Here is a 20176-nt window from a genome sequence, read left to right on the forward strand (position 1 = left end):
GTCAGCCGTTGGCCCAGCGGCGCACCGCTTCGGCGAAGGCCAGGCAGTCGGCGTGGCGGTTGTAGAGCGGCGCGGGCGAAATGCGGATCACGTCCGGCTCGCGCCAGTCGCCGATGATGCCGTTGGCCATGAGGTACTCGAACAGCGCGCGTCCGCGGGCGCGGCCGCCGAGCACGCGGATCGACAGCTGCGCGCCGCGGCGCGCCGGCTCGTCGGGCGTGACGATCTCCAGCACGTCGGCCAGCTGCGTACGGACCAGCCACTCCAGATAACCGGTCAGCTTCAGGGACTTTTCGCGCAACCGCGCCATGCCCGCGCGGCGGAAAAGCTCCAGCGACACGCGAAGCGGCACCAGCGCGAGGATCGGCGGGTTGGAAAGCTGCCAGCCGTCGGCGCCGGGCGTGGGCACGAATTGCGGGCCCATCTGGAAGCGGGTGGTCTTGTCGTGGCCCCACCAGCCGGCGAAGCGCGGCAGCGCCTCACGTGCGTGGCGCTCGTGCACGAACGCACCGCCGACCGCGCCGGGCCCGGCGTTGAGATATTTGTAACTGCACCAGATGGCGAAATCCGCGTCGCTGTCGTGCAACTGCAGTGGCAGGTTGCCGACCGCGTGCGCCAGGTCGAAGCCCACCCGGCAACCCTGCGCATGCGCGAGGCGTGCAATGGTCTTCAGGTCGAAAGCCTGGCCGGTGCGGTACTGCACGCCCGGGAGCATCACCAGGGCGGTGCGCGCGCCGTGCTCGGCAAGAGCCCGCTCGAAGGCCGCGTCCGAGATCGTGCCGTTGGGTTCGTCCGCCTCCAGCTCGATCAGCGCGGTGGCCGGGTCGTAGCCGTGGAAGCGGATCTGCGATTCGACCGCATAACGATCGGTCGGGAAGGCGCCGGCCTCGATCAGGATGGCGTGGCGCTCGGGCGTCGGGCGGTAGAAGCTCACCATCATCAGGTGCAGGTTCACGCCCAGCGTATTCATCGCGACCACTTCGGAAGGCAATGCGCCCACGACCTGTGCCAGGTCGTCGCGCACGAACTCGTGGTAGTCCATCCAGGGCAGGCGACCCTTGAAATGGCCCTCGACGCCCAGTTCGCCCCAGTAGTCCAGCTCCGCCGTGACCGCCTGGCGTACCGCCCGCGGCTGCAGGCCGAGCGAGTTGCCGCAGAAGTAGTTCGAATCGCGATCCTCGTGCGGGGGAATCAGGAACTCGTCGCGGAACGCGCGCAGCGGATCGGCCTCATCGGCGGCGGCGGCCCATGCGGCCGAGGCCTGGTACTCAGTCATCCTTTGAACCTCATCGAGCCAGATCGGTAGCGACCGCGTCGCAGCCCTTGTCGAACGCCGCCGCCCAGGCGGCACCGGCCTCGCTGCGGGCCGGGCGCGCGCAGCGCAGGCGGACCGCGTGGTTGTTCCGGAACCAGTAGCGTTCGTCGTAGTGGTAGGCCGTGCCGTGGTCCTGCGCGGTGTAGGCGTGGCTGTTGGGGCCGTCCGGGCTGCCGATCGCGCTGTAACCGTCCAGCGCCTTGGCCTTGCGGGTGGCGTTGGCGACGTACCCTTCGAAGGCGGCCAGTCCGCCGACCGGTTCGACTTCCACCGTGACCGAAGCCAGGTTGTCGCGGGCGGTGGGCGAGGGGTCGGGCACCTGGAACACGCGCATTTCAGGCAGGCCCTGGGTCTCCATGATGGTGACCCAGTTGTCCGGCGTGCTGAAGGCGACCTCGCCACCGGCCATGCTGACATCGGTGGCACAGGCGGTGCCGGCCAGCAGCAGGGCGCCGGCCAGGAAGAAGCTGCGGAAAAGGATCATGAACGCTCCGAAAGAGGTGCCTGGTTGACGAATCGCTGCAAGGGCAGGCCCAGCCATTCCAGTGCGGTGCCGTGGAACAAGCGAGCACGGTCCGCTTCATCCAGCCCCAAGGCCTCGATGCCGCTGCCGGGCTCCTGTTCGCCCAGCGGGAAAGGATAGTCGGTGCCCAGCATCACGCGATCGACGCCGGTCACATCCAGGAGATACCGCAGCGCCCGCTCGTCGTGCACACAGGAGTCGAAGTACAGGCGCTTGAGGTACTCGCGCGGGTTGCGCGGGTTGTCGGTGGCGACCAGGTCCGGGCGCATGCGGAAGCCGTGCTCGATGCGCCCGATCGACCACGGAAAGCTGCCGCCGCCGTGGGCCAGCATGATGCGCAGCTTCGGCAGTCGCTCCAGCACGCCGCCGAAGGCCAGGCAGCAGCCGGCGCGCGATTGCTCGGCCGGCATGCCGACCAGCCAGGGCATCCAGTACTTGGGCATGGTGTCGGTACCCATCATGTCCCACGGGTGCACCAGGATCGCCGCGCCCAGGTCGGCCGCCGCCTCGAAGAAGGGGAACAGTTCCGGCGCGTCCAGGTTCCAGTCGTTGCAGTGCGAGCCGATCTGCACGCCCTGCAGGCCCAGCTCGTCGATGCAGCGCTCCAGCTCGCGGATGGCCAGCTCCGGCGCCTGCAGCGGAACCGTGCCGATGCCGGCATAGTGGCGGGGAAAGTCATGGCACATCCTGGCCATGTGGTCGTTCAGGTGGCGATGCAGTTCCAGCGCCTGGTAGCCCGGCGCCCAGTAGGAAAACAGCACCGGCACGGTGGAAATGACCTGCACGTCCACGCCGAAGCGGGCGTAGTCGTCGATACGGGTCTGCGGATCGAACGCCGAATCCCACACTTCGCGGAAAAACTTGCCGTCCTTGTAGATGCGGTGGCGGCCGTCGGTATGGGTCATGACCGGGAAGCGGTCGTTGCCGTACTTGGCGGCCAAATTGGGCCAATCGCGGGGAAGGATGTGCGCGTGGGTATCGATCTTGAGCATGCCGGCGAGTCTAGCAGGGCGGTTGCGGTGGCCCCGTAGTGCGGAAACGACCCCCGCTTCCTGTCGCGCCGGGGCCTTTGGCCTATACTTTTGCCGCGGCCGAGCCTGGCCGCGATCCAGGGCCGGCGCCAGCCGGCTCGTGGCCATCCGGGCGGGAAGGGACCACCAGACCGTGAACTCCAGTGTCGACGTGACGCGACTGCTGCATTCGGCGCAGGCGGGCGATACCGCCGCGCTGGAGGAAGCACTGCGCCAGATGTACGCGGCGCTGCACCGGCTGGCCGGCGCGCAGCTGCGCCGCAACACCAGCGAGCGCACGCTGAGCGCCACGGCGCTGGTCAATGAGGCCTATCTGAAGGTGTTCGGCGGCAACTGCCCGCCGCAATGGGAAAGTCGCGGTCACCTGCTCGGCGTCGCAGCCCGGGCAATGCGCGAGGTGCTGGTCGATTCGGCCCGGCGCCGCCAGGCGGCCAAGCGCCCGCAGGACTGCGATCGCATCGAGCTGTCGGAGATCTCCGGTTCGCTCAAGCCGGACATCGACTACGTGGGTCTGCTCGATGCCCTGGACGCGCTCGAACAGATCGACCCGCGCCAGGCCAGCATCGTCTCCATGCGCTTCTTTGTCGGCCTGAGCGCCGAGCAGATCGCCGCCGCGTTGGGCATTTCCGCCACCACGGTACAGCGCGAGTGGCGCCTGGCCCGCGCCTGGCTGCAGCGCGAGCTGCAGGCCTGAGCCGGCACGCAAGCCGACCAGCTCTTCCCGGCGGGAGTCACCGCCAGCGCCACTCCTCATTGGGTCAGGCATTGCCCTGAATGGGCCCTCGCGGCATGGCGTGTTCGTCAGGTGAACGGGACCTGAACGACACGTTCATCTCCGTGGCCGATCCGTGAAGACCTCCACGCACTAGAACAGTGGGAAGGCGTTAGTCCGCCCTTTGCCGCGTGCGTCCAAGCGAACCGAGCGAAACGATTCCATCGTTGCGCGGTGTCCGTGTCGGCTGCCGCGCGCGGTCCGGGACGTGCGCTCGCCTGCGCCGCACATCCGCGGACGTGCCCTCAAGGCGTCGCGTTCCAACCGGAAGACCTCAAGCCCCAGGAGACAGCCGCAATGGCCAAGCAAAGCAGTCAGAAGTTCATCGCGCGCAACCGCGCGCCGCGGGTGCAGATCGAGTACGACGTCGAGGTCTACGGCGCACAGAAGAAGGTCCAGGTGCCGTTCGTGATGGGCGTGATGTCCGATCTGTCCGGCGCCAACAACGCCGAGCTGCCGCCGATCGAGGATCGCAAGGCGCTGGAAATCGACGTCGACAACTTTGACAACCGCCTGCAGTCGATGAAGCCGCGCGTTTCGTTCGCGGTGCCCAACACGCTCACCGGCGAGGGCAACCTGAACGTGGACATCACGTTCGAGAGCATGGATGACTTCTCGCCCGCCGCGGTGGCGCGCAAGGTCGCCCCGGTCGCCAAGTTGCTGGAGGCCCGCACCCAGCTGGCCAACCTCAATACCTACATGGACGGCAAGGCCGGTGCGGAGAAGCTGATCGCCCAGGCGATCAACGACCCGGCCCTGCTGCAGTCGCTGGTTTCGGCCGCCAAGCCTTCCGACGCGGAGTAAGCACACATGTCCACCGAAACCGTTGCCGAGCGCGGCCAAGCCACCGAAACCCTCGAAGCCGGCGATTTCGCCGCGCTGCTGAGTCGCGAATTCAAGCCCAAGAGCGACCGCGCCAAGGAAGAAGTCGAGTCGGCCGTCCGCACGCTGGCCGAGCAGGTGCTGAGCAAGTCGGACATCGTCTCCGAAGACGTCGCGCAGACGATCAACGCCTACATCGCCGAGATCGACCGCAAGCTCAGCGAGCAGGTCAACCTGATCATGCACCACGCCGACTTCCAGAAGCTGGAAAGCGCCTGGCGCGGCCTGCATTACCTGATCAACAACACCGAGACGGATCAGCAGCTGAAGATCCGCGTCATGAACATCTCCAAGAAGGAGCTGGGCAAGACGCTCAAGCGCTACAAGGGCACCGCCTGGGACCAGAGCCCGATCTTCAAGAAGATGTACGAAGAGGAATACGGCCAGCTCGGCGGCGAGCCGTACGGTTGCCTGGTCGGCGACTACTACTTCGACCACAGCCCGCAGGATGTCGAGCTGCTGGGCGGCATCGCGCAGGTGGCAGCCGCTGCCCACGCGCCGTTCCTGGCCGCGGCCAACTCCTCCCTGATGGGCATGGAGAGCTGGAACGAGCTGTCCAACCCGCGCGACCTGTCCAAGATCTTCTCGACCCCCGATTACGCCTCCTGGCGTTCGCTGCGTGAATCGGAGGACGCCAAGTACCTGGGCCTGGCGATGCCGCGCACGCTCTCGCGTCTGCCTTACGGCGCCGCCACCAACCCGGTGGAGGAGTTCGACTTCGAGGAAGACACCGCCGGTGCGGATTCGTCCAAGTACACCTGGCAGAACGCCGCCTATGCCATGGCGGTGAACATCAACCGTTCGTTCAAGACGTACGGCTGGTGCTCGCGCATCCGTGGCATCGAGTCCGGTGGCGCAGTGGAAGGCCTGCCCGTACACGCCTTCCCGAGCGACGACGGTGGCGTGGACATGAAGTGCCCGACCGAAATCGCCATTACCGACCGCCGCTCGGCGGAACTGGACAAGATGGGCCTGATGCCGCTGGTGCATCGGAAGAACTCGGACATGGCCGCCTTCATCAGCGCCCAGTCGCTGGCCAAGCCGGAGGAATACGACGATCCGGACGCCACCGCCAACGCCGCGTTGGCCGCGCGCCTGCCGTACATGTTCGCCTGCTGCCGCTTCGCGCATTACCTCAAGTGCATCGTGCGCGACAAGATCGGTTCGTTCAGCAGCCGCGAGCAGATCGAAAAGTGGCTGACCAACTGGATCCTCAACTATGTCGATGGCGACCCGGCCAACTCCAGCGAGGAGTACAAGGCCAGCCACCCGCTGGCCTCGGCGGAGGTGGTGGTCGAGGAAGTCGAGGGTGCGCCGGGCTATTACAGCTCCAAGTTCTTCCTCAAGCCCCACTACCAGCTCGAGGGACTGACGGTCTCGCTGCGCCTGGTATCGCGTTTGCCTTCCGAGAAGGCCTGAGGCCTAAAAGCCTCGGGCGCCCGGGCGGCGGCCTTGGGTGCGCGGCAGGTCCGCCGCGCACCAGAAGCACATCCCGTTCCATCAAGTCACCTTAAGGAGTCTGTTTCATGGCATTCGACATGCATCTCAAGTTCGAGGGCGGCTCGGTCAAAGTCGAGGGTAGCTCCCTCCACAAGAAGCACGCCAAGGAAGTGCCGGTGCTGGCCTGGTCCTGGGGCGCCAGCAACAGCGCCGACCTGCACAACAGCAAGACCGGCGGCGGCGGCAAGGCCCACGTGCAGGATCTCTCCATCACCAAGTACGTCGACAGCAGCTCGCACGCGCTGCTGCAGGCCTGCTGCACCGGCGCACGACTGGAGAAGGCCACGCTTTCGGTGACCAACGCCACCGGCGAGCAGACCGACTACCTCACCATCGAGCTGAGCGAAGGCGTGATGATCACGTCGGTGTCCACCGGCGGTTCCGGCGGCGAGGATCGGCTGACCGAGAACATCACGGTGCACTTCGGCAAGTTCGCCTACAAGTATCAGCCCCAGAAGCCCGACGGCTCGGCGGACGGTGCGGCCAAGCCGTTCACCTACAACATGCAGGAAGTGTCGGCCTAACCGACCGGCACGGGGCGCGCACCTGGGGAGTACACGATGGGCATCACAGCAGATGGCCTGCTCAAGGCAGGCCAGGTCGAAGAGGCCCGGCAGGCGCTGGTGGCCCAGGTGCGCAAGGATCCTGGCGATGCACGCGCCAGGGTCTTCCTGTTCCAGTTGTTGGCCGTACTGGGGCAATGGCGGCGGGCCGGCGAACAGCTCGTCGCCAGCCGCGAGCTGGATCCGACCAACGTGTTGCTGGCACAGACCTACGGTGTGCTCGCGCGGGCCGAGATCGATCGCGCGGCAGTGTTCGCCGGTCGGCACCTTCCTACCGTGGTGGGTGAACCGGTCGCCTGGCTGGCGCAACTGCTGCAGGCCCTGAAGCTTTCGCTCGATGGCAACATCGCCGCTGCGGCGAAAATGCGTACGCAGGCGCTGGAGGAAGCGCCCGCGATCGCCGGTCGCATCGACGACATTCCCTTCGAATGGATCGCCGACGGGGACATGCGCTTCGGACCCTGCCTGGAAGCGGTGATCAACACCGGCTACGTCTGGGTACCGATGGCGCAGCTCAAGGAGATCCGTTTCGAGGCGCCCAGCGACCTGCGCGACATGGTGTGGCTGCCGGCCGAACTGGTGTGGCGCCATGGCGGGCGCACGGTCGGGTTCGTGCCGGTGCGTTACCCGGGCAGCGAGTGCAGCGAAGAGGGCGAATTGCTGTTGGCGAGGCGCACCGAATGGCAAGCAGTCGGCGACGGGGAGTACGTCGGGCTGGGCCAGCGGATGTTTGCCACTGACGCCGGCGAGCATTCATTGCTGGATACGCGCCTGATCTGTTTCGACTAGGCCTTCGGGGAACGCGTCGTGGCCGAACTCACCACCCAGGAGCGCCTGCAGCCCTCGCTGCTCGATCGGTTGACCGACGACGAGCCGGGCAAGGCCGAAGAGAGTCGCGAGAAACGGGTGATCTCGGCGAACCGGTTGCGCGATTGCGTTTCCCGGGACATTTCCTGGCTGCTCAACTGCGTGAACCTCGGTACCAGCGTGCCCCTGGACGACTATCCGGACGTTGCCCGCTCGGTTCTCAATTTCGGCATTCCCGACCTTACCGGCGCGGCGCTTTCCGGCGTCGACGCCGACGCGCTGCAGCGGTTGATTCGCGAAGCGATCCTGGCGTTCGAGCCGCGGCTGACGGCAAGCACGCTGCAAATCTCGGTCAAGGTCGATGACCAGCGCATGGATGGCCAGTCGCTGACCTTCCACATCGACTCGCAGATGTGGGCCCAGCCGATCCCGCTGAACCTCTACCTCAAGACCGAGGTGGACCTGGAGACGGGCAATTTCCGTGTCTCCGAAAGCTTCGGTTAGGACACCATGAATCCCCACCTCCTGCGCTACTACAACCGGGAACTGCAGCACGTCCGTGAGATGGGCGCGGAGTTCGCGCGCGAGTATCCGAAGATCGCCGGACGCCTGGGCATGGAAGGCTTCGAGTGCGCCGACCCCTACGTCGAGCGCCTGCTTGAGGGTTTCGCCTTCCTCGCCGCGCGGGTGCAGCTGAAGCTGGATGCGCAGCAGCCGGTGTTCACCCAGCACCTGATGGAGATGGTCTACCCGCACTACCTGGCACCGGTGCCCTCGATGGCGGTGGTGGAGTTGGCCGCGGACCTCAAGGACAGCGCGCTGGCCGCCGGCCACCGCGTACCGCGTGATACCGCACTGCGCAGCCTGATCGGCCGGGACGAGCGCACCGCCTGCGAATACCGCACAGCGCACGACGTCACGCTTTGGCCATTGCGGATCACCGAGGCCAAGTATTTCGACACGCCCGCGGCGATCGCCGCGGCGGGCGTGGAGATTCCTGCCGACGGCAGCGTGCGCGCGGGACTGCGTCTGAAGCTCGCCGTCACCGCAGGCGCCCAGGCCTGCGAGCTCGCGCTGGATGAGCTACCGGTGTTCATCGCCGGCGCCGACGAGCTACCCAAGCGGCTATACGAGCAACTGCTCGGCAACGCCGTCTCGGTGGTGGTGCGCGGCAAGGACGGCTCAGGCATGCGCAGCACCGTGCTGCCGGCAAACAGCATCCACCCCAAGGGATTCGACGACGCCGAGGCAATGATTCCCTACAGCGGTCGCTCGTTCAGCGGCTACCGGCTGCTGCAGGAGTACTTCGCCTGCCCTGAGCGCTACCTGTTTGCGGTGTTCACCGGCTTGCGCCAGGCGCTGTCCCGGGCACAGGGGAGCGAGTTCGAGATCGTGGTGCTGTTCGACCGCGGCGTGAGCCGCCTCCACAACGCGGTGGATGCAGGCAACTTCCGCCTGTTCTGCACCCCGGCAGTGAACCTGTTCCCGCGGCGCGCCGATCGCATCCATTTGCAGCAGGGCAAGGCGGAATACCACGTGCTGGCCGACCGCACGCGGCCGATGGATTTCGAGATCCACTCGATCGGCCAGGTCGAAGGCTTCGGCGACAGCCAGGAGCCCGAACAACGGTTCCAGCCGTTCTACGGCTGCGACGAGCGCAGCTGGCAGAGCAGCCACGGCGCCTTCTACACACTGCGCCGGGAGCCGCGCCAGCTGTCGTCGCGGCAGAAGTTGCAGGGTGCGCGATCGAGCTACGTCGGCAGCGAGCTGTTCATCGCTCTGGTCGACTCGAATGAGGCGCCTTACGCCAGCCGACTGCGACAGGTCGGCATGCAACTGATGTGCACCAATCGCGACCTGCCGCTGCAGATGCCGGTGGGCAAGGCCAATACCGACTTCACCATGGACGTCGGCGCGCCGGTCGAGTCGATACGCTGCGTGGCTGGCCCGACCAAGCCGCGCGCGTCGGTCGCCAGTGGGGAAACCGCCTGGCGGTTGGTCAGCCACCTGCAACTGAACTACGTCTCGCTGCTGGGCGAGGGTCATGCCGAAGGCGCTGCCGCGCTGCGCGAGATGCTGACGCTGTACTGCGACGAGTTCGATCCGGCCGCGCGCCGGCAGATCGACGGCATCAAGACGGTGACCTCGCAGTCGATCGTGCGGCGCATCCCGGTCCCCGGGCCGATCAGTTTCGGTCGCGGACTGGAGATCACGCTCACTTGCGACGAGGGCGCCTTCGAGGGCACCGGCGCCTTCCTGCTCGGCTCGGTCATGCAACATTTCTTTGCGCGCTACGTTTCGATCAACTCCTTCACCGAGACGGTGCTGCGCACCCTCGAACGCAACGAGGTAGCCCGATGGCCGGCACGGCTGGGCACGCGCCAGACGCTGTAGTACTCGAGCGGGCGCTCGAGGCGCGGCCGGGCGACTTCGATTTTTTCGAGGCGATCCGGCAACTCGAATGCGCGCATCCGTCGCGGCCGCGGTTGGGCGAGTCGACCAAACCGTCGGAGGATTTCGTGCGGTTGTGCCAGACGCCGTCGCTGGCGTTCGCACCGCGCGCGATCGATCGCTACCAGCGCGCCACCGACGGGCGTCCGGCGCGCCTGCACGCACTGTTCTTCGGCCTGTTCGGGGTCAATGCACCGTTGCCGCTGCACCTGACCGAGTACGCGCTCGACCGCGAACGCAATGCACGCGACACCACGCTGACCGCGTTCGCCGACATTTTCCACCACCGCATGGCCAGCCTGCTGTACCGCACCTGGGCCAACGCCCAGCCCACCGTACAGGCCGACCGCCCGGCACAGGACCGCTTCCGGCTCTACACCGGCGCGCTGGTCGGCATGGCCACCCCAGGCCTGCAGGGTCGCGATGCACTGCCGGACGACTACAAGCGCTACTTCGCCGGACGCATGGTCGCACAGACGCGCAATGCCGAGGGCCTGCGCAGCCTGCTGCAGCACTTCTTTGCCATCCCCGTGCGGGTGATCGAGTTCGTGGCCGAGTGGATGCGCCTGCCGCACGAAGCGTACCTGCGGCTGGGCCATTCGGTGGAGGTCGCCTGCCTGGGCCACACGACCGTCATCGGTGAAAGCGTGTGGGGCACGCAACAGCGCTTCCGGCTTCGCCTGGGACCGCTCTGCCGCAGGCAGTTCGAGCATTTCCTGCCGGGCGGCGCCGCGCTGACGCAGCTGGTGGCCAGTGTGCGCAGCTACGTCGGCGACGAGAAAGCCTGGGACGTACAACTGGTGCTCAAGCATGAAGAAGTTCCGGTTGCACGGCTGGGCCGAAGCGGACGCCTCGGGCTGAGCTTGTGGTTGGGAAAGCGCACCGGCACGAACGACAGCGACGATGTCGTGTTGCCGGTGAGCTAGGGAAATCATAGCGGCGTGGCATCGTCGAACTGGACGGCAGCTCGGCGAGCACCGCGCTAGGACCGGTGCTGCAAGAACAAGGAGAAGCGCTTATGTCGAAGTGTCCCGCAAACCTGTGGAGGGCCATTCATACGAGCGAATTCCCGGACGGCCCCGTCGTCGACGACGAGCCAGTCCGAGGGATTCTCTATCCGACCTTCCAACGCAAGCAGATCGGCGTGCTTGCCAGCGGCAAGCCGAAATACCGAAAGCCGGACGTGACCATCGTGGAAGGATTGGTGCAGCCGGGCGGTGGCACCTCGCTTTTCGACAGGAAAAACGTCTTCAAGGGGAAAACGTGGCGGTATTTCCATATCCCCAAAGACACCCTGGTCGATCCCAATCTGGTTATCGTCGGCCCGGGCTACAACGAGGCCTTTGCAGCGAACCATTACCAGATCGAGCCATGCAAGCCGATGTTTCCCGGCGTCCTGAAAGGGGCGCTGGACAATTTCGCCGGGGCCGCCCTGGCAAAGCTCTACGAAGACGCGCACAGCTAGGAAACCGCGCCATGACGATAAGCATCCACACATTGACCATGTCGGTACTGGCGGTGCAGGCCAGGATCGAAGAACTGCAGAACGGGATCGAACGCGCCGAGGACCCGGAGCTGTCCTGGCTCGAAGAGGACCTGCTGGCGTACTCCAGGGCGCAGACGGAACTGAAGCGGATGTACGTCGAGGAACAGCAGCGGTCCGACAACCTCGTTCCATACGAAGAACTGTTCGATTAGCCCGGCTTCGCCGAAATCTTTCAACGCATCCGATTCCATGTTCCCGCGAGGGAACCTCCAACCTTGGGAAAGTGTCATGGCCGAGATCAGTCGCAGCGCCCTGTTCGGGAAACTCAACAAGCTTGCCTACCGGGGAATCGAAAGCGCGACCGTGTTCTGCAAGCTGCGCGGCAACCCGTACGTGGAGCTGGTGCACTGGATCCACCAGATCCTGCAGCTGCAGGACTCGGACCTGCATCGCATCGTCAAGCAGTTCAATATCAATCCGTCCAACCTCGCGCGCGACGTCACCGACGCGCTGGACAAGCTTCCGCGCGGCTCCACCACCATCACCGATCTGTCCTCGAACGTCGAGGAAGCGGTCGAGCGCGGCTGGGTGTTCGCCACGCTGATGTTCGGCGAGGCGCAGGTGCGTACGGGCTACCTGATGGTCGGAGTGTTGCGCACGCGCCACCTGCGTAACGCGCTGGTCGCCATCTCGGCCGAGTTCGACAAGATCAAGCCCGAAACGCTGGTGGAGAAGTTTGCCGAGGTGGTGTCCGGCTCGCCGGAAGATGGCCAGAATGCCAGCGACGGCTTTCAGCTGGGCGGCGCCGTTCCCGGCGAGGCCAGCGGCGCGATGGGCCCGGCGCAGATGGGCAAGCAGGAGGCACTCAAGCAGTTCACCGTCGATCTGACCGAGCAGGCCCGCCACGGCAAGATCGACCCGATCGTCGGCCGCGACGAGGAGATCCGCCAGGTCGTCGACATCCTGATGCGCCGCCGCCAGAACAACCCGATGCTGGTGGGCGAGGCCGGCGTAGGCAAGACCGCCGTGGTCGAAGGCTTTGCCCTGCGCATCGCCCAGGGGGACGTGCCGCCGCAGCTCAAGGACGTCGAACTGCGCACACTGGACGTGGGCCTGCTGCAGGCCGGCGCCAGCATGAAGGGGGAGTTCGAGAACCGCCTGCGTCAGGTGATCGAGGAAGTGCAGTCATCAGCGAGGCCGATCATCCTGTTCATCGACGAAGCGCACACCCTGGTCGGCGCGGGCGGCGCGGCGGGTACCGGCGACGCCGCCAACCTCCTGAAACCGGCGCTGGCGCGCGGCAACCTGCGCACGGTCGGCGCCACCACCTGGGCCGAGTACAAGAAGCACATAGAAAAGGATCCCGCGCTCACACGCCGCTTCCAGACCGTGCAGGTCGACGAGCCGAGCGAGGAGAAGGGCATCCTGATGATGCGCGGTGTCGCCAGCGTGATGGAGAAGCATCACCGCGTGCAGATCCTGGACGAGGCGCTCGAAGCGGCGGTCAAGCTCTCGCACCGCTACATCCCTGCGCGCCAGCTGCCCGACAAGGCGGTAAGCCTGCTCGATACCGCCTGCGCCCGCGTGGCGATCAGCCAGCACGCCGTGCCGCCGGAAGTGGACGACACCCGCAAGCGCATCCAGGCGCTGGAAACCGAGCTCGCCATCATCGCCCGCGAGAAGACCGTCGGCGTCGACGTGGCCGAACGCGAGGCCGCCGCCGGCGAAAAGCTGGCCGAGGCGAAGGCGCGTCTGGAAACGCTGGAGGTCAACTGGCAGGTCGAGAAGGGCCTGGTCGAAAAGATCCTCGCCATTCGTGCGCGCCTGCGTGGCGATGCCGCTCCCGTCGAGGGCACCGGCAGCGCGCTGGAGCAGGCCGCCAACGCCGAAGCTGGTGAGGTTGCCGTGGCCAGCGCCGTGCTGACCGAGGCCGAACGCGCCGCCGCGCTGGAGGAACTGAAAGGCCTGCAGGCGCAACTGTCCGAGCTGCAGGGCGAAAGCCCCCTGATCCTTCCCACCGTCGACTACGTGGCGGTCGGTTCGGTGGTGTCCGACTGGACCGGCATCCCGGTCGGCCGCATGGTCAAGAGCGAACTGGAAACGGTGATGAACCTGGCCGGCCTGATGGGCAGGCGCGTGATCGGCCAGGACCACGCGATGGAAATGATCGCCAAGCGCATCCAGACCTCCCGTGCGGGCCTGGACAATCCGAACAAGCCGATCGGCGTGTTCATGCTTGCCGGTACCTCCGGCGTGGGCAAGACCGAAACCGCACTGGCGCTGGCCGAGGCGCTCTACGGCGGCGAGCAGAACCTGATCACGATCAACATGAGCGAGTTCCAGGAGGCGCATACCGTCTCCACCCTCAAGGGGGCGCCCCCGGGCTACGTCGGCTACGGCGAAGGTGGCGTGCTGACCGAGGCGGTGCGTCGCAAGCCGTACTCGGTGGTGCTGCTGGACGAGGTGGAGAAGGCGCACCCGGACGTCCACGAGATCTTCTTCCAGGTGTTCGACAAGGGCGTCATGGAAGACGGCGAAGGCCGCCAGATCGACTTCAAGAACACCCTGATCCTGCTCACCACCAACGCCGGCACCGACCTCATCGCCAGCCTGTGCGCCGACCCCGAACTGATGCCCGAGCCCGAGGGCATGGCCAAGGCACTGCGCGAGCCGCTGCTGAAGGTGTTCCCGCCGGCGCTGCTCGGCCGCCTGGTCACCATCCCGTACTTCCCGCTCAGCGAGACCATGCTGGGCGAGATCGTCAAGCTACAGCTCAACCGCATCAAGAAGCGCATCGAAGCGCGCTACCGCATCCCGTTCGAGTACGACCAGGACGTGGTGAGGCTCGTCGTCAGCCGCTGCACCGAGAGCGAATCGGGCGGCCGCATGATCGACGCCATCCTGACCAACACCATGCTGCCGGACATCAGCCGCGAGTTCCTCAACCGGATGATCGAGGGCAGGCCGGTCCAGGGCGCCAAGGTTGGCGTGGACAACGGTGATTTCTCGTACGCTTTCGACTGAGCCCGTCGTGACCGACTCGTTGAAAAACATCTATCGCGAGGCCGGGCGTTCGAAGTACTACTTCGACGACACGACTCCGCGCGACCTCTATCGTGGACAGAGCAGGAACGAGGCGCGCCAGGGCAGGCCCTTGCTCCATCCCAACCCGGGCTTTCGCCGGAGGGACGGCTCCGAGCGGTTGCCCGACGTAAAAATCGTCGAGCGGGACGGCAGGCAGATCGTCATCGGGTGTCGTTGCGTGTCCGGCGATTATCGCGGCGTTTCGACATTCGACCGAACCACGGCGCTGGGCGGATTCCGCTGGTACAGGCTGCCCAAGGGGACTGCCATACCGGAAGCGATCGCGGTCACTCAGGACTCGGATTTCAGCGACCGCGCCAACCACTTCACCCTGGCGCCCAAGGACGATATGCCGCTGGAGCTGTTCCAGATCTGGCTGAATGCCCTGGCCGAAAACCTGCAGGAGGACTGAGAACGTCCATGGATATATCGATACAGACGCTCATGCTCGCCATCAAGGCCATGCAGCGCGACGCGGTGTGGCACGAGCAGCGTGCATGCGACGATCAACTGAATGACGAGGACGCCGAATACTACGGCCAGTACGCGCTGGACCTGTCTCGCGCCCTGAGCGAACTGGGCACCGTGTACGAAGTGGCGAGGAAACGGCATCCCGATAGCCCTTCCATCGACGACCTGTTGGCCGGGTAGCCCATGGGCACGCGCAGGCCGAACCGCGCATCGTGTACCCGTAACCGCCCACGACTGGCGGAAGCGGCAAGCCTGGATGTAAGCCGTCTGCCTGCTATGGCTCACCCGGCCGCACGCATGGGGACAACGGTTTTTTTGCAGTCGATTGCAGCCACACACTGTGCGATGCGGGCGCGCGTGGCTTTAGCCGAGTGGGTTTGCCCACGCCTGCAAGCTTCGCCTGATCCGCTTATTACTTTCCGAAAGCCAACACACAACCACTAGAAGGGGAGCGTCATGCCTGGACACGGCAATTGTTATCTGGTGATCAACGCGGGTGCCAATACGTACTACCGCTACATCAAGAAATATTCCGACGCACAGGAAAAGGCATTCATCGTGGATGCAAAGCTGGCCGAAGTGGGCGGCAATGCGGGGATGGCCGCCACGGTGCGTGTGGGAGCCATCCAGCGCAAGACCACCGAGCCGACCAACGGAACGGAAATCTGATTTTTTGCACCAGGCAGGGATGGCAGGCGGCGGTTGCCACGCGCCTGCGGTCCCTGCGGTGGCACGCGACCCGTGGCCTTTGCCGTTGGTAGGGGTAGCGATATCCCCGACGCCATTCCACCTGCGGATGACGGCGGTTCGAGGCGCGGACCATGGACATGCGGCGCCGCGCCCCTGTTTCCGGTCACCGCTTTGCGGATCGATCGGGCACGACCATTTCAAATGCGTAGGAGAAAGTGATGTGGGGTTGGGACGATTGGTCGAAGAAGCGTTTGATGATTCAGCGCGAACAGTTCCAGCAGGCGGGGCGTTTCCGGCTACGACCGTCCAAGGTGCTGGGTTTGATCCACCTGACCGGCAAGAAGCGCAGCGCCGCGAACGCACAGCCACTGGCCTACAACTTTCAGGCTGACCAATACGAAGGGCGCCTCTTCAATACCGAGGCGGGCCACATCTTCGGCCTGAGGCTGGGTGGGGTCAACGAATCGGAGAATGTCGTTCCCATGTTTGCACACGTCAACCGGCGTGATTTTCGCGAACTGGAGCGGCAGGTCGAGGCCCGCTACACCGCCGGAAGCAGTCACGGTTTATGCATCAGCCTGGCCTACGGCGACGCCGACGAACCGCGGATGCCGACCCAGATAAACGTGCAGATGCTGCGCGACATGGCCATCCGCGACGACGGTACCTTCGATGGCCATATCGTCTATTCGACCGGCATCCGGCAGGACGTGCCGGTGGTGACGCGTATCGCGATCGATGCGCACATGCAAGCGGCCTTCGAGCAGGCTCGTTCGGCGGTGGCGAAAGGATGGCGGTTGGAGCAGGTAGGGAACGTTAACAGCGCGGGGCTGCCGCCTGAGGGACGCAGACCCTATGCGTTCCTGGATTACCTGGTATTCAATCCAAACGATACCGTCTCCATGGACGGCATCGGCCAGTTTGCTCGGTTCCAGAAATTTTCCAAGGCGCAGCGCAGCCTGGTTGCGCTGGCCAATCGCTATTCGCAGCCAGGGGCGCGGCTGGGCGAGTGCTGGAGCGACGAGGCGGACGATCCGGTCAAAACGGCGCTGCTCGACCTGGGGTCGGATTCGGGCGTCGAGATCGACCATATTGTCCCGATGAGTCGCGGCGGCTACAACGCCTTCAGCAATGCCCAGGTGACGAGTCGTAAGTTCAACGGCTCGAAGAACAACAACGTATAGATCCGCTGGCGAATTGGAACGCGCCTTTTCGCACCGGTAAGCCACCGCCCGTTTCTCTTTGCCGCGGGGGGGCGCTTTCGTGACATCGGGCGCTGCCGGGCGGAAGCGCCAGGACCGCGCCAGCCCGCCGGCATCGGCATCCAGGGAGGAGCCACTGACGCTTTGCAGTTTCCTTCGGGGGCGTCCCGGCAAACGCCGCTGCTTTGAACCTCAACCGACAAAGGGCAAGCCGTGAACGAAGACAAGCCAAGCCCCAGCCGTCCTTCGCCCCCGGCCGTCGAACCCATCGTGCATCGGGGGGTGCGCTATGAACAGGACATGCAGGCTTATCGGCATGGCGGCACCCAATCTGGGGGCTATCTCGTCGCTGTCGATCAGGCGAATGGCGAGCGCCTGTGGGTGCTCAAGGTCTACGAAGTGCCGAGCCAGGATGCCGCGGGCGTGAGCACGCCAGGCCGCTATTTCAAGAGCATGCGACTGCTGCCCGACGGCAGGTCGATCGAGATTCACAGCGAAACGGGCGACAGATACACGGTGGACCTGCGAAAGCGGGCCGCGACGTGGACAAGCGGCCCGGACAGCCGCGGCGAAGCACAGGACCGCCAATGAAGCCATACGGTCCGAATCCTGTTTCGTTCCTGCCGCGCGTGCGTACGCAACGATCACGACCAAGACCGGGTTGGGCCTTCGTGCCGTGCTGGTATGGCCGTGCACTGCATGCCGGCTACCTGTCCGAGTGGGACGCGGCGGGGGTTTAGGAGTAAACGGCCGGGAGCGCACAGCGCGCGCCATGGCACCGACTTGCGCGCGAGCGGGCCGCCCGCAACCGCGTTCATTACGCGCCACTACGGGGGAACCACCTATGCCGACCGCAACATTGAGCGTCGAGGAATTTCGGGCACTGGGCGAACTGGCCAAGGCACGCAGGCAGTTGCTGGTGAACATGTTCGCCGGGACCCAGCTGAAGTTCGGCATGACCAGCCGGCTTTCGTCGGCCAAGCAACTGCTGGCCAGCGGCAAGAAGGTCGTGTCCTCGACCGAAAAGCTGGTCAAGGGTGGCAAGACCGCCGGCAAGCTGGCCAGTCTGCCGGGCATGCGGGAGGCGGTCAGCGACTTCATCGTCGAGTGCGCGGACGTCTCCGGCATCGAGGATGTCATCGAGGCGGTGTCTGGCGAGGTCCTGTCCGAGCTGGTGGCCGAGATCACGCCGTTCCTGGGCGTAGTCACCAGTGGCGTAAAGCTGGTCAAGGCGGGCAAGGCCGTCGCCCAGGACGGTTACAACCTCTACAAGAGCGGCGACTACAAGCAGGGATTTCGTTCCGGCGATCCCTACGCGGCGGCGGAGGCCATCCAGATCATCATCAAGCGTGACCTGGCGCGGCACTCGGTCAAGCTGGGGCAGCAGAGCGTTGCCACCGGTGCCAAGATCGCCGGCCTGTTTGCCGACTTCGGCACCGCCACCACCGCCGGTATCGGCGCGGCCAATGCGCTGGCCAGCCTGGGACTGCAACTGTTCTCGCTGGGTCTGGACATCAAGGACATGCGCGCCGGCAACAAGCGCCTGGCCACGCCCAACACACTCGACCTGACGGTATTCAACGAATGCCCGGTGCTGGGTTGCTACCTGCTGACCTGCGCCGATACCTCCTCGGTGGCGAACATGTTCGTGGCGGATATCGGCCTGCCAGGCTGGATGGATCGCGTGGAGCAGATGAAGAAGAAGCAGATGGACCCGATGCTCAAGATCGCCACCAAGAACATCCAGGGCTCGCGCCTCCAGCTGGAGGGGCTCAGCAGTAACAAGGGCACGCATTCGAAAAAGGGGTTCTTCGCGGGCGTCAAAAGCAAGGCGCTCAAGCAGGTCGGGCTGGCCTGAACTCCGGCGTGAAGAAGGCGTGACCAGATTCGCCACGGTTTTACGGATTCACCTATAGGCAACGCTGGCCGGCCCGGCCAGCGTGCCGCCACCAGGGGGAGCCCGCCAGCGTCGCCGGCGGCCGGAAATCCAGGCTGGAAGCCGTTCCCGGTGGATCCGGACTGCCGATGAGCACATCGGCGGGCCGGCGCGGCGCGTGGCCGCATGTTCGGGCCGGCAACCTTAAGCCGAGGAATCGCATGCAGCCCGCCGCCCGCCTCACCGACATGCATGTCTGCCCGATGGTCACCGGCGTCGTGCCCCACGTGGGCGGTCCGATCGCCGCGCCCGGCGCACCCACGGTGCTGATCGGCGGCCTGCCGGCGGCCCGCCTGGGCGACATCGCGACCTGTGTGGGCCCGCCCGACAGCATCGTCCTGGGCTCGCCCAAGGTCCTGATCGACGGTCAGCCGGCTGCGCGCATGGGGGACAGCTGCGCACACGGCGGCACGATCGTGCTCGGCTGCTTCAAGGTATTGATTGGTTGATGGACGCCGCGGCTGTGCGAGCTTTGTCCGGTTTCACGTCTGCCCAGATACGGGGCGATGGCTCCGCGTCCCTGTGGGACAGGTGTTCGTTGGCCCACGGGTTGCACCTCCATGGTCGGCAGAAGGTGGCATTCCCCTCGAGCAGGCTGGCGGGCCGCTCAGGGGCAATTGCCGCCGTTGAGCGCGTTGTCCGCATCGCAGCGCAGGCTTTTGCCGAGCGTATCCAGGCGACCTTCGACCGGCCCGTGGCAGGCCACTTCGTGATCGGTTCCCTCGGCGGTGGTCACGCGCACGCCGGCGCTGCGGTGGCCGTCTTCGCTGTCGTCGAACAAGGCGTAGTCGACCCCGCTGCGGCTGAAACCCACTTCGCTGCGCTCGGTCCGGTAGCGCGTGTAGTGTGCGTAACCGAGCTGTTGCGAGCCCTGCCAGGCATCTTCCGGAAAAGCCAATTCCACCTTGTCCGCCTTGCCGTAGCGGTACTGCATCGCGCCCAGGCTGCCGCACAGGCTGATCGTCGTGTGCTGCGCAGTCCGGCAGCTGAAGTAGGTGGTTTCGCCGGCGCGGCACAGGCCCGCCGCGAGCGAGCTGGCCGGTCCGACGCAGGCGCTGGCGAGCAGCGAGGCGATCGAAAGAACGACAACGCGTTTCATGGCTTGGACCTGTGGTCGGTGAGGCACATGCGGAACCGGAATGACCCATCCGGCCCGGTGGCGCCGGCGCGCGCCGGTGCCTGCGACGTCGTGCCCGGCAGCGGCATCGTGGCGAACCACCGCACGGCACCGGTCGGGCGGCGCAGCCCCTCGGTGGCCAGGGGATCGGAAATGCGCGAATGGAACATGCCGGTTTCGCTCGCGGGGAAGGGATCGGGGAACCCCGCTGGCGCGTATGCGTGGGCGGCACGGCGGTCATCCCTGCTGCCGGGCGTGCGCCGCTCTTATAGCAGTTTTTTTGCCGCGGTCGCGTTCGGTGCGCGCACGGCAGCCATGACGTCGCGTTGCGCACACAGGAAGGACC

The 20176-nt window shown here is 65.7% G+C and carries 23 protein-coding genes; 18 read left to right on the top strand and 5 right to left on the bottom strand.

The genetic code is table 11. The features are described from left to right. Nucleotide 1: 1 nt before the first annotated feature. The 3 genes from kynU to J7I44_RS12445 are packed head-to-tail and all read right to left on the bottom strand — an operon-like array spanning nt 2 to nt 2830. On the bottom strand, nt 2–1276 hold the full coding sequence (gene kynU / locus J7I44_RS12435) for a kynureninase (protein ID WP_209621199.1): 1275 nt from the start codon (nt 1274–1276) through the stop codon (nt 2–4). 10 nt (nt 1277–1286) lie between these two features. Then, entirely contained in the window at nt 1287–1799 is a 513-nt protein-coding gene (locus J7I44_RS12440; protein ID WP_209621201.1) for a hypothetical protein, read from the bottom strand. Then, nucleotides 1796–2830 (bottom strand): amidohydrolase family protein, encoded by a 1035-nt coding sequence (locus tag J7I44_RS12445; RefSeq protein WP_209621204.1) that lies wholly within the window; start codon nt 2828–2830, stop codon nt 1796–1798. The genes J7I44_RS12440 and J7I44_RS12445 overlap by 4 nt, the downstream gene beginning before the upstream one ends. 172 nt (nt 2831–3002) lie before the next feature. On the opposite strand from J7I44_RS12445, the gene J7I44_RS12450 reads away from it, so the two are divergent. From J7I44_RS12450 to J7I44_RS12535, 18 genes are all read left to right on the top strand, one after another. Beyond that, a complete protein-coding gene (locus tag J7I44_RS12450) occupies nt 3003–3563 on the top strand; it encodes an ECF-type sigma factor (protein WP_209621207.1) in 561 nt (186 codons plus the stop codon). A 375-nt stretch (nt 3564–3938) separates the two neighbouring features. After that, nucleotides 3939–4445 (top strand): type VI secretion system contractile sheath small subunit, encoded by a 507-nt coding sequence (gene tssB, locus J7I44_RS12455; protein ID WP_209621210.1) that lies wholly within the window; start codon nt 3939–3941, stop codon nt 4443–4445. A 6-nt stretch (nt 4446–4451) separates the two neighbouring features. Next, nucleotides 4452–5942 carry a type VI secretion system contractile sheath large subunit gene (gene tssC, locus J7I44_RS12460; RefSeq protein WP_209621214.1) on the top strand — a complete coding sequence of 497 codons (1491 nt, stop codon included), beginning with the start codon at nt 4452–4454 and terminating at the stop codon, nt 5940–5942. A gap of 107 nt (nt 5943–6049) precedes the next feature. Next, the gene (locus tag J7I44_RS12465; protein WP_209621217.1) at nt 6050–6547 is read left to right on the top strand and encodes an Hcp family type VI secretion system effector; all 498 of its coding nucleotides are present in this window, start codon (nt 6050–6052) and stop codon (nt 6545–6547) included. 36 nt (nt 6548–6583) lie between these two features. Then, nucleotides 6584–7375: a type VI secretion system accessory protein TagJ gene (locus J7I44_RS12470; RefSeq protein WP_209621220.1), complete on the top strand. Its 792-nt coding sequence runs from the start codon at nt 6584–6586 to the stop codon at nt 7373–7375. A gap of 18 nt (nt 7376–7393) precedes the next feature. Then, entirely contained in the window at nt 7394–7897 is a 504-nt protein-coding gene (gene tssE, locus J7I44_RS12475; protein ID WP_209621223.1) for a type VI secretion system baseplate subunit TssE, read from the top strand. 6 nt (nt 7898–7903) lie between these two features. Further along, complete coding sequence (gene tssF / locus J7I44_RS12480) at nt 7904–9787, top strand: type VI secretion system baseplate subunit TssF (RefSeq protein WP_209621227.1); 1884 nt, start codon at nt 7904–7906, stop codon at nt 9785–9787. After that, entirely contained in the window at nt 9751–10770 is a 1020-nt protein-coding gene (gene tssG, locus J7I44_RS12485) for a type VI secretion system baseplate subunit TssG (protein WP_209621230.1), read from the top strand. Before tssF ends, tssG begins: the two co-directional genes overlap by 37 nt. A 92-nt stretch (nt 10771–10862) precedes the next feature. After that, on the top strand, nt 10863–11309 hold the full coding sequence (locus tag J7I44_RS12490; RefSeq protein WP_209621233.1) for a Tse2 family ADP-ribosyltransferase toxin: 447 nt from the start codon (nt 10863–10865) through the stop codon (nt 11307–11309). A gap of 11 nt (nt 11310–11320) precedes the next feature. Then, nucleotides 11321–11542 (top strand): hypothetical protein, encoded by a 222-nt coding sequence (locus J7I44_RS12495; RefSeq protein WP_209621236.1) that lies wholly within the window; start codon nt 11321–11323, stop codon nt 11540–11542. 76 nt (nt 11543–11618) lie between these two features. Continuing rightward, nucleotides 11619–14354: a type VI secretion system ATPase TssH gene (gene tssH, locus J7I44_RS12500; protein ID WP_209621239.1), complete on the top strand. Its 2736-nt coding sequence runs from the start codon at nt 11619–11621 to the stop codon at nt 14352–14354. A gap of 7 nt (nt 14355–14361) precedes the next feature. After that, a complete protein-coding gene (locus J7I44_RS16995) occupies nt 14362–14826 on the top strand; it encodes a Tse2 family ADP-ribosyltransferase toxin (RefSeq protein ID WP_209621242.1) in 465 nt (154 codons plus the stop codon). Nucleotides 14827–14834: 8 nt separating this feature from the next. After that, nucleotides 14835–15065, top strand: a complete 231-nt coding sequence (locus J7I44_RS12510) for a hypothetical protein (RefSeq protein ID WP_209621245.1) — start codon at nt 14835–14837, stop codon at nt 15063–15065. A gap of 276 nt (nt 15066–15341) precedes the next feature. Then, nucleotides 15342–15554: a hypothetical protein gene (locus tag J7I44_RS12515; RefSeq protein WP_209621249.1), complete on the top strand. Its 213-nt coding sequence runs from the start codon at nt 15342–15344 to the stop codon at nt 15552–15554. A 275-nt stretch (nt 15555–15829) separates the two neighbouring features. Further along, entirely contained in the window at nt 15830–16759 is a 930-nt protein-coding gene (locus tag J7I44_RS12520; RefSeq protein WP_209621252.1) for a DNA/RNA non-specific endonuclease, read from the top strand. A 231-nt stretch (nt 16760–16990) separates the two neighbouring features. Next, nucleotides 16991–17368 (top strand): hypothetical protein, encoded by a 378-nt coding sequence (locus tag J7I44_RS12525; protein ID WP_209621256.1) that lies wholly within the window; start codon nt 16991–16993, stop codon nt 17366–17368. Between the two features lie 253 nt (nt 17369–17621). Next, the gene (locus tag J7I44_RS12530; RefSeq protein WP_209621260.1) at nt 17622–18635 is read left to right on the top strand and encodes a hypothetical protein; all 1014 of its coding nucleotides are present in this window, start codon (nt 17622–17624) and stop codon (nt 18633–18635) included. A 239-nt stretch (nt 18636–18874) separates the two neighbouring features. Continuing rightward, a complete protein-coding gene (locus J7I44_RS12535) occupies nt 18875–19162 on the top strand; it encodes a PAAR domain-containing protein (protein ID WP_209621263.1) in 288 nt (95 codons plus the stop codon). A 158-nt stretch (nt 19163–19320) separates the two neighbouring features. On the opposite strand, the gene J7I44_RS12540 is transcribed toward J7I44_RS12535, so the two are convergent. Beyond that, nucleotides 19321–19812 (bottom strand): hypothetical protein, encoded by a 492-nt coding sequence (locus tag J7I44_RS12540; protein ID WP_209621266.1) that lies wholly within the window; start codon nt 19810–19812, stop codon nt 19321–19323. Further along, on the bottom strand, nt 19809–20000 hold the full coding sequence (locus J7I44_RS12545; RefSeq protein WP_209621269.1) for a hypothetical protein: 192 nt from the start codon (nt 19998–20000) through the stop codon (nt 19809–19811). The genes J7I44_RS12540 and J7I44_RS12545 overlap by 4 nt, the downstream gene beginning before the upstream one ends. Nucleotides 20001–20176: the final 176 nt, after the last annotated feature.

This window comes from Frateuria flava (assembly GCF_017837635.1).
GTDB classification, from domain to species: domain Bacteria; phylum Pseudomonadota; class Gammaproteobacteria; order Xanthomonadales; family Rhodanobacteraceae; genus Frateuria_A; species Frateuria_A flava.

Bases quoted from the DNA above. Each gene is read 5' to 3' on its own strand.
- J7I44_RS12530 (WP_209621260.1), top strand. From the start codon at position 17,622: ATGCCGACCGCAACATTGAGCGTCGAGGAATTTCGGGCACTGGGCGAA.
- J7I44_RS12470 (WP_209621220.1), top strand. From the start codon at position 6,584: ATGGGCATCACAGCAGATGGCCTGCTCAAGGCAGGCCAGGTCGAAGAG.
- J7I44_RS12540 (WP_209621266.1), bottom strand. From the start codon at position 19,812: ATGAAACGCGTTGTCGTTCTTTCGATCGCCTCGCTGCTCGCCAGCGCC.
- J7I44_RS12490 (WP_209621233.1), top strand. From the start codon at position 10,863: ATGTCGAAGTGTCCCGCAAACCTGTGGAGGGCCATTCATACGAGCGAA.
- tssF (WP_209621227.1), top strand. From the start codon at position 7,904: ATGAATCCCCACCTCCTGCGCTACTACAACCGGGAACTGCAGCACGTC.
- J7I44_RS12465 (WP_209621217.1), top strand. From the start codon at position 6,050: ATGGCATTCGACATGCATCTCAAGTTCGAGGGCGGCTCGGTCAAAGTC.
- J7I44_RS12520 (WP_209621252.1), top strand. From the start codon at position 15,830: ATGATTCAGCGCGAACAGTTCCAGCAGGCGGGGCGTTTCCGGCTACGA.
- tssB (WP_209621210.1), top strand. From the start codon at position 3,939: ATGGCCAAGCAAAGCAGTCAGAAGTTCATCGCGCGCAACCGCGCGCCG.
- J7I44_RS12440 (WP_209621201.1), bottom strand. From the start codon at position 1,799: ATGATCCTTTTCCGCAGCTTCTTCCTGGCCGGCGCCCTGCTGCTGGCC.
- tssG (WP_209621230.1), top strand. From the start codon at position 9,751: ATGGCCGGCACGGCTGGGCACGCGCCAGACGCTGTAGTACTCGAGCGG.
- J7I44_RS12510 (WP_209621245.1), top strand. From the start codon at position 14,835: ATGGATATATCGATACAGACGCTCATGCTCGCCATCAAGGCCATGCAG.
- kynU (WP_209621199.1), bottom strand. From the start codon at position 1,276: ATGACTGAGTACCAGGCCTCGGCCGCATGGGCCGCCGCCGCCGATGAG.
- tssH (WP_209621239.1), top strand. From the start codon at position 11,619: ATGGCCGAGATCAGTCGCAGCGCCCTGTTCGGGAAACTCAACAAGCTT.
- J7I44_RS12545 (WP_209621269.1), bottom strand. From the start codon at position 20,000: ATGTTCCATTCGCGCATTTCCGATCCCCTGGCCACCGAGGGGCTGCGC.
- J7I44_RS12535 (WP_209621263.1), top strand. From the start codon at position 18,875: ATGCAGCCCGCCGCCCGCCTCACCGACATGCATGTCTGCCCGATGGTC.
- J7I44_RS12445 (WP_209621204.1), bottom strand. From the start codon at position 2,830: ATGCTCAAGATCGATACCCACGCGCACATCCTTCCCCGCGATTGGCCC.
- tssC (WP_209621214.1), top strand. From the start codon at position 4,452: ATGTCCACCGAAACCGTTGCCGAGCGCGGCCAAGCCACCGAAACCCTC.
- J7I44_RS12515 (WP_209621249.1), top strand. From the start codon at position 15,342: ATGCCTGGACACGGCAATTGTTATCTGGTGATCAACGCGGGTGCCAAT.
- J7I44_RS12495 (WP_209621236.1), top strand. From the start codon at position 11,321: ATGACGATAAGCATCCACACATTGACCATGTCGGTACTGGCGGTGCAG.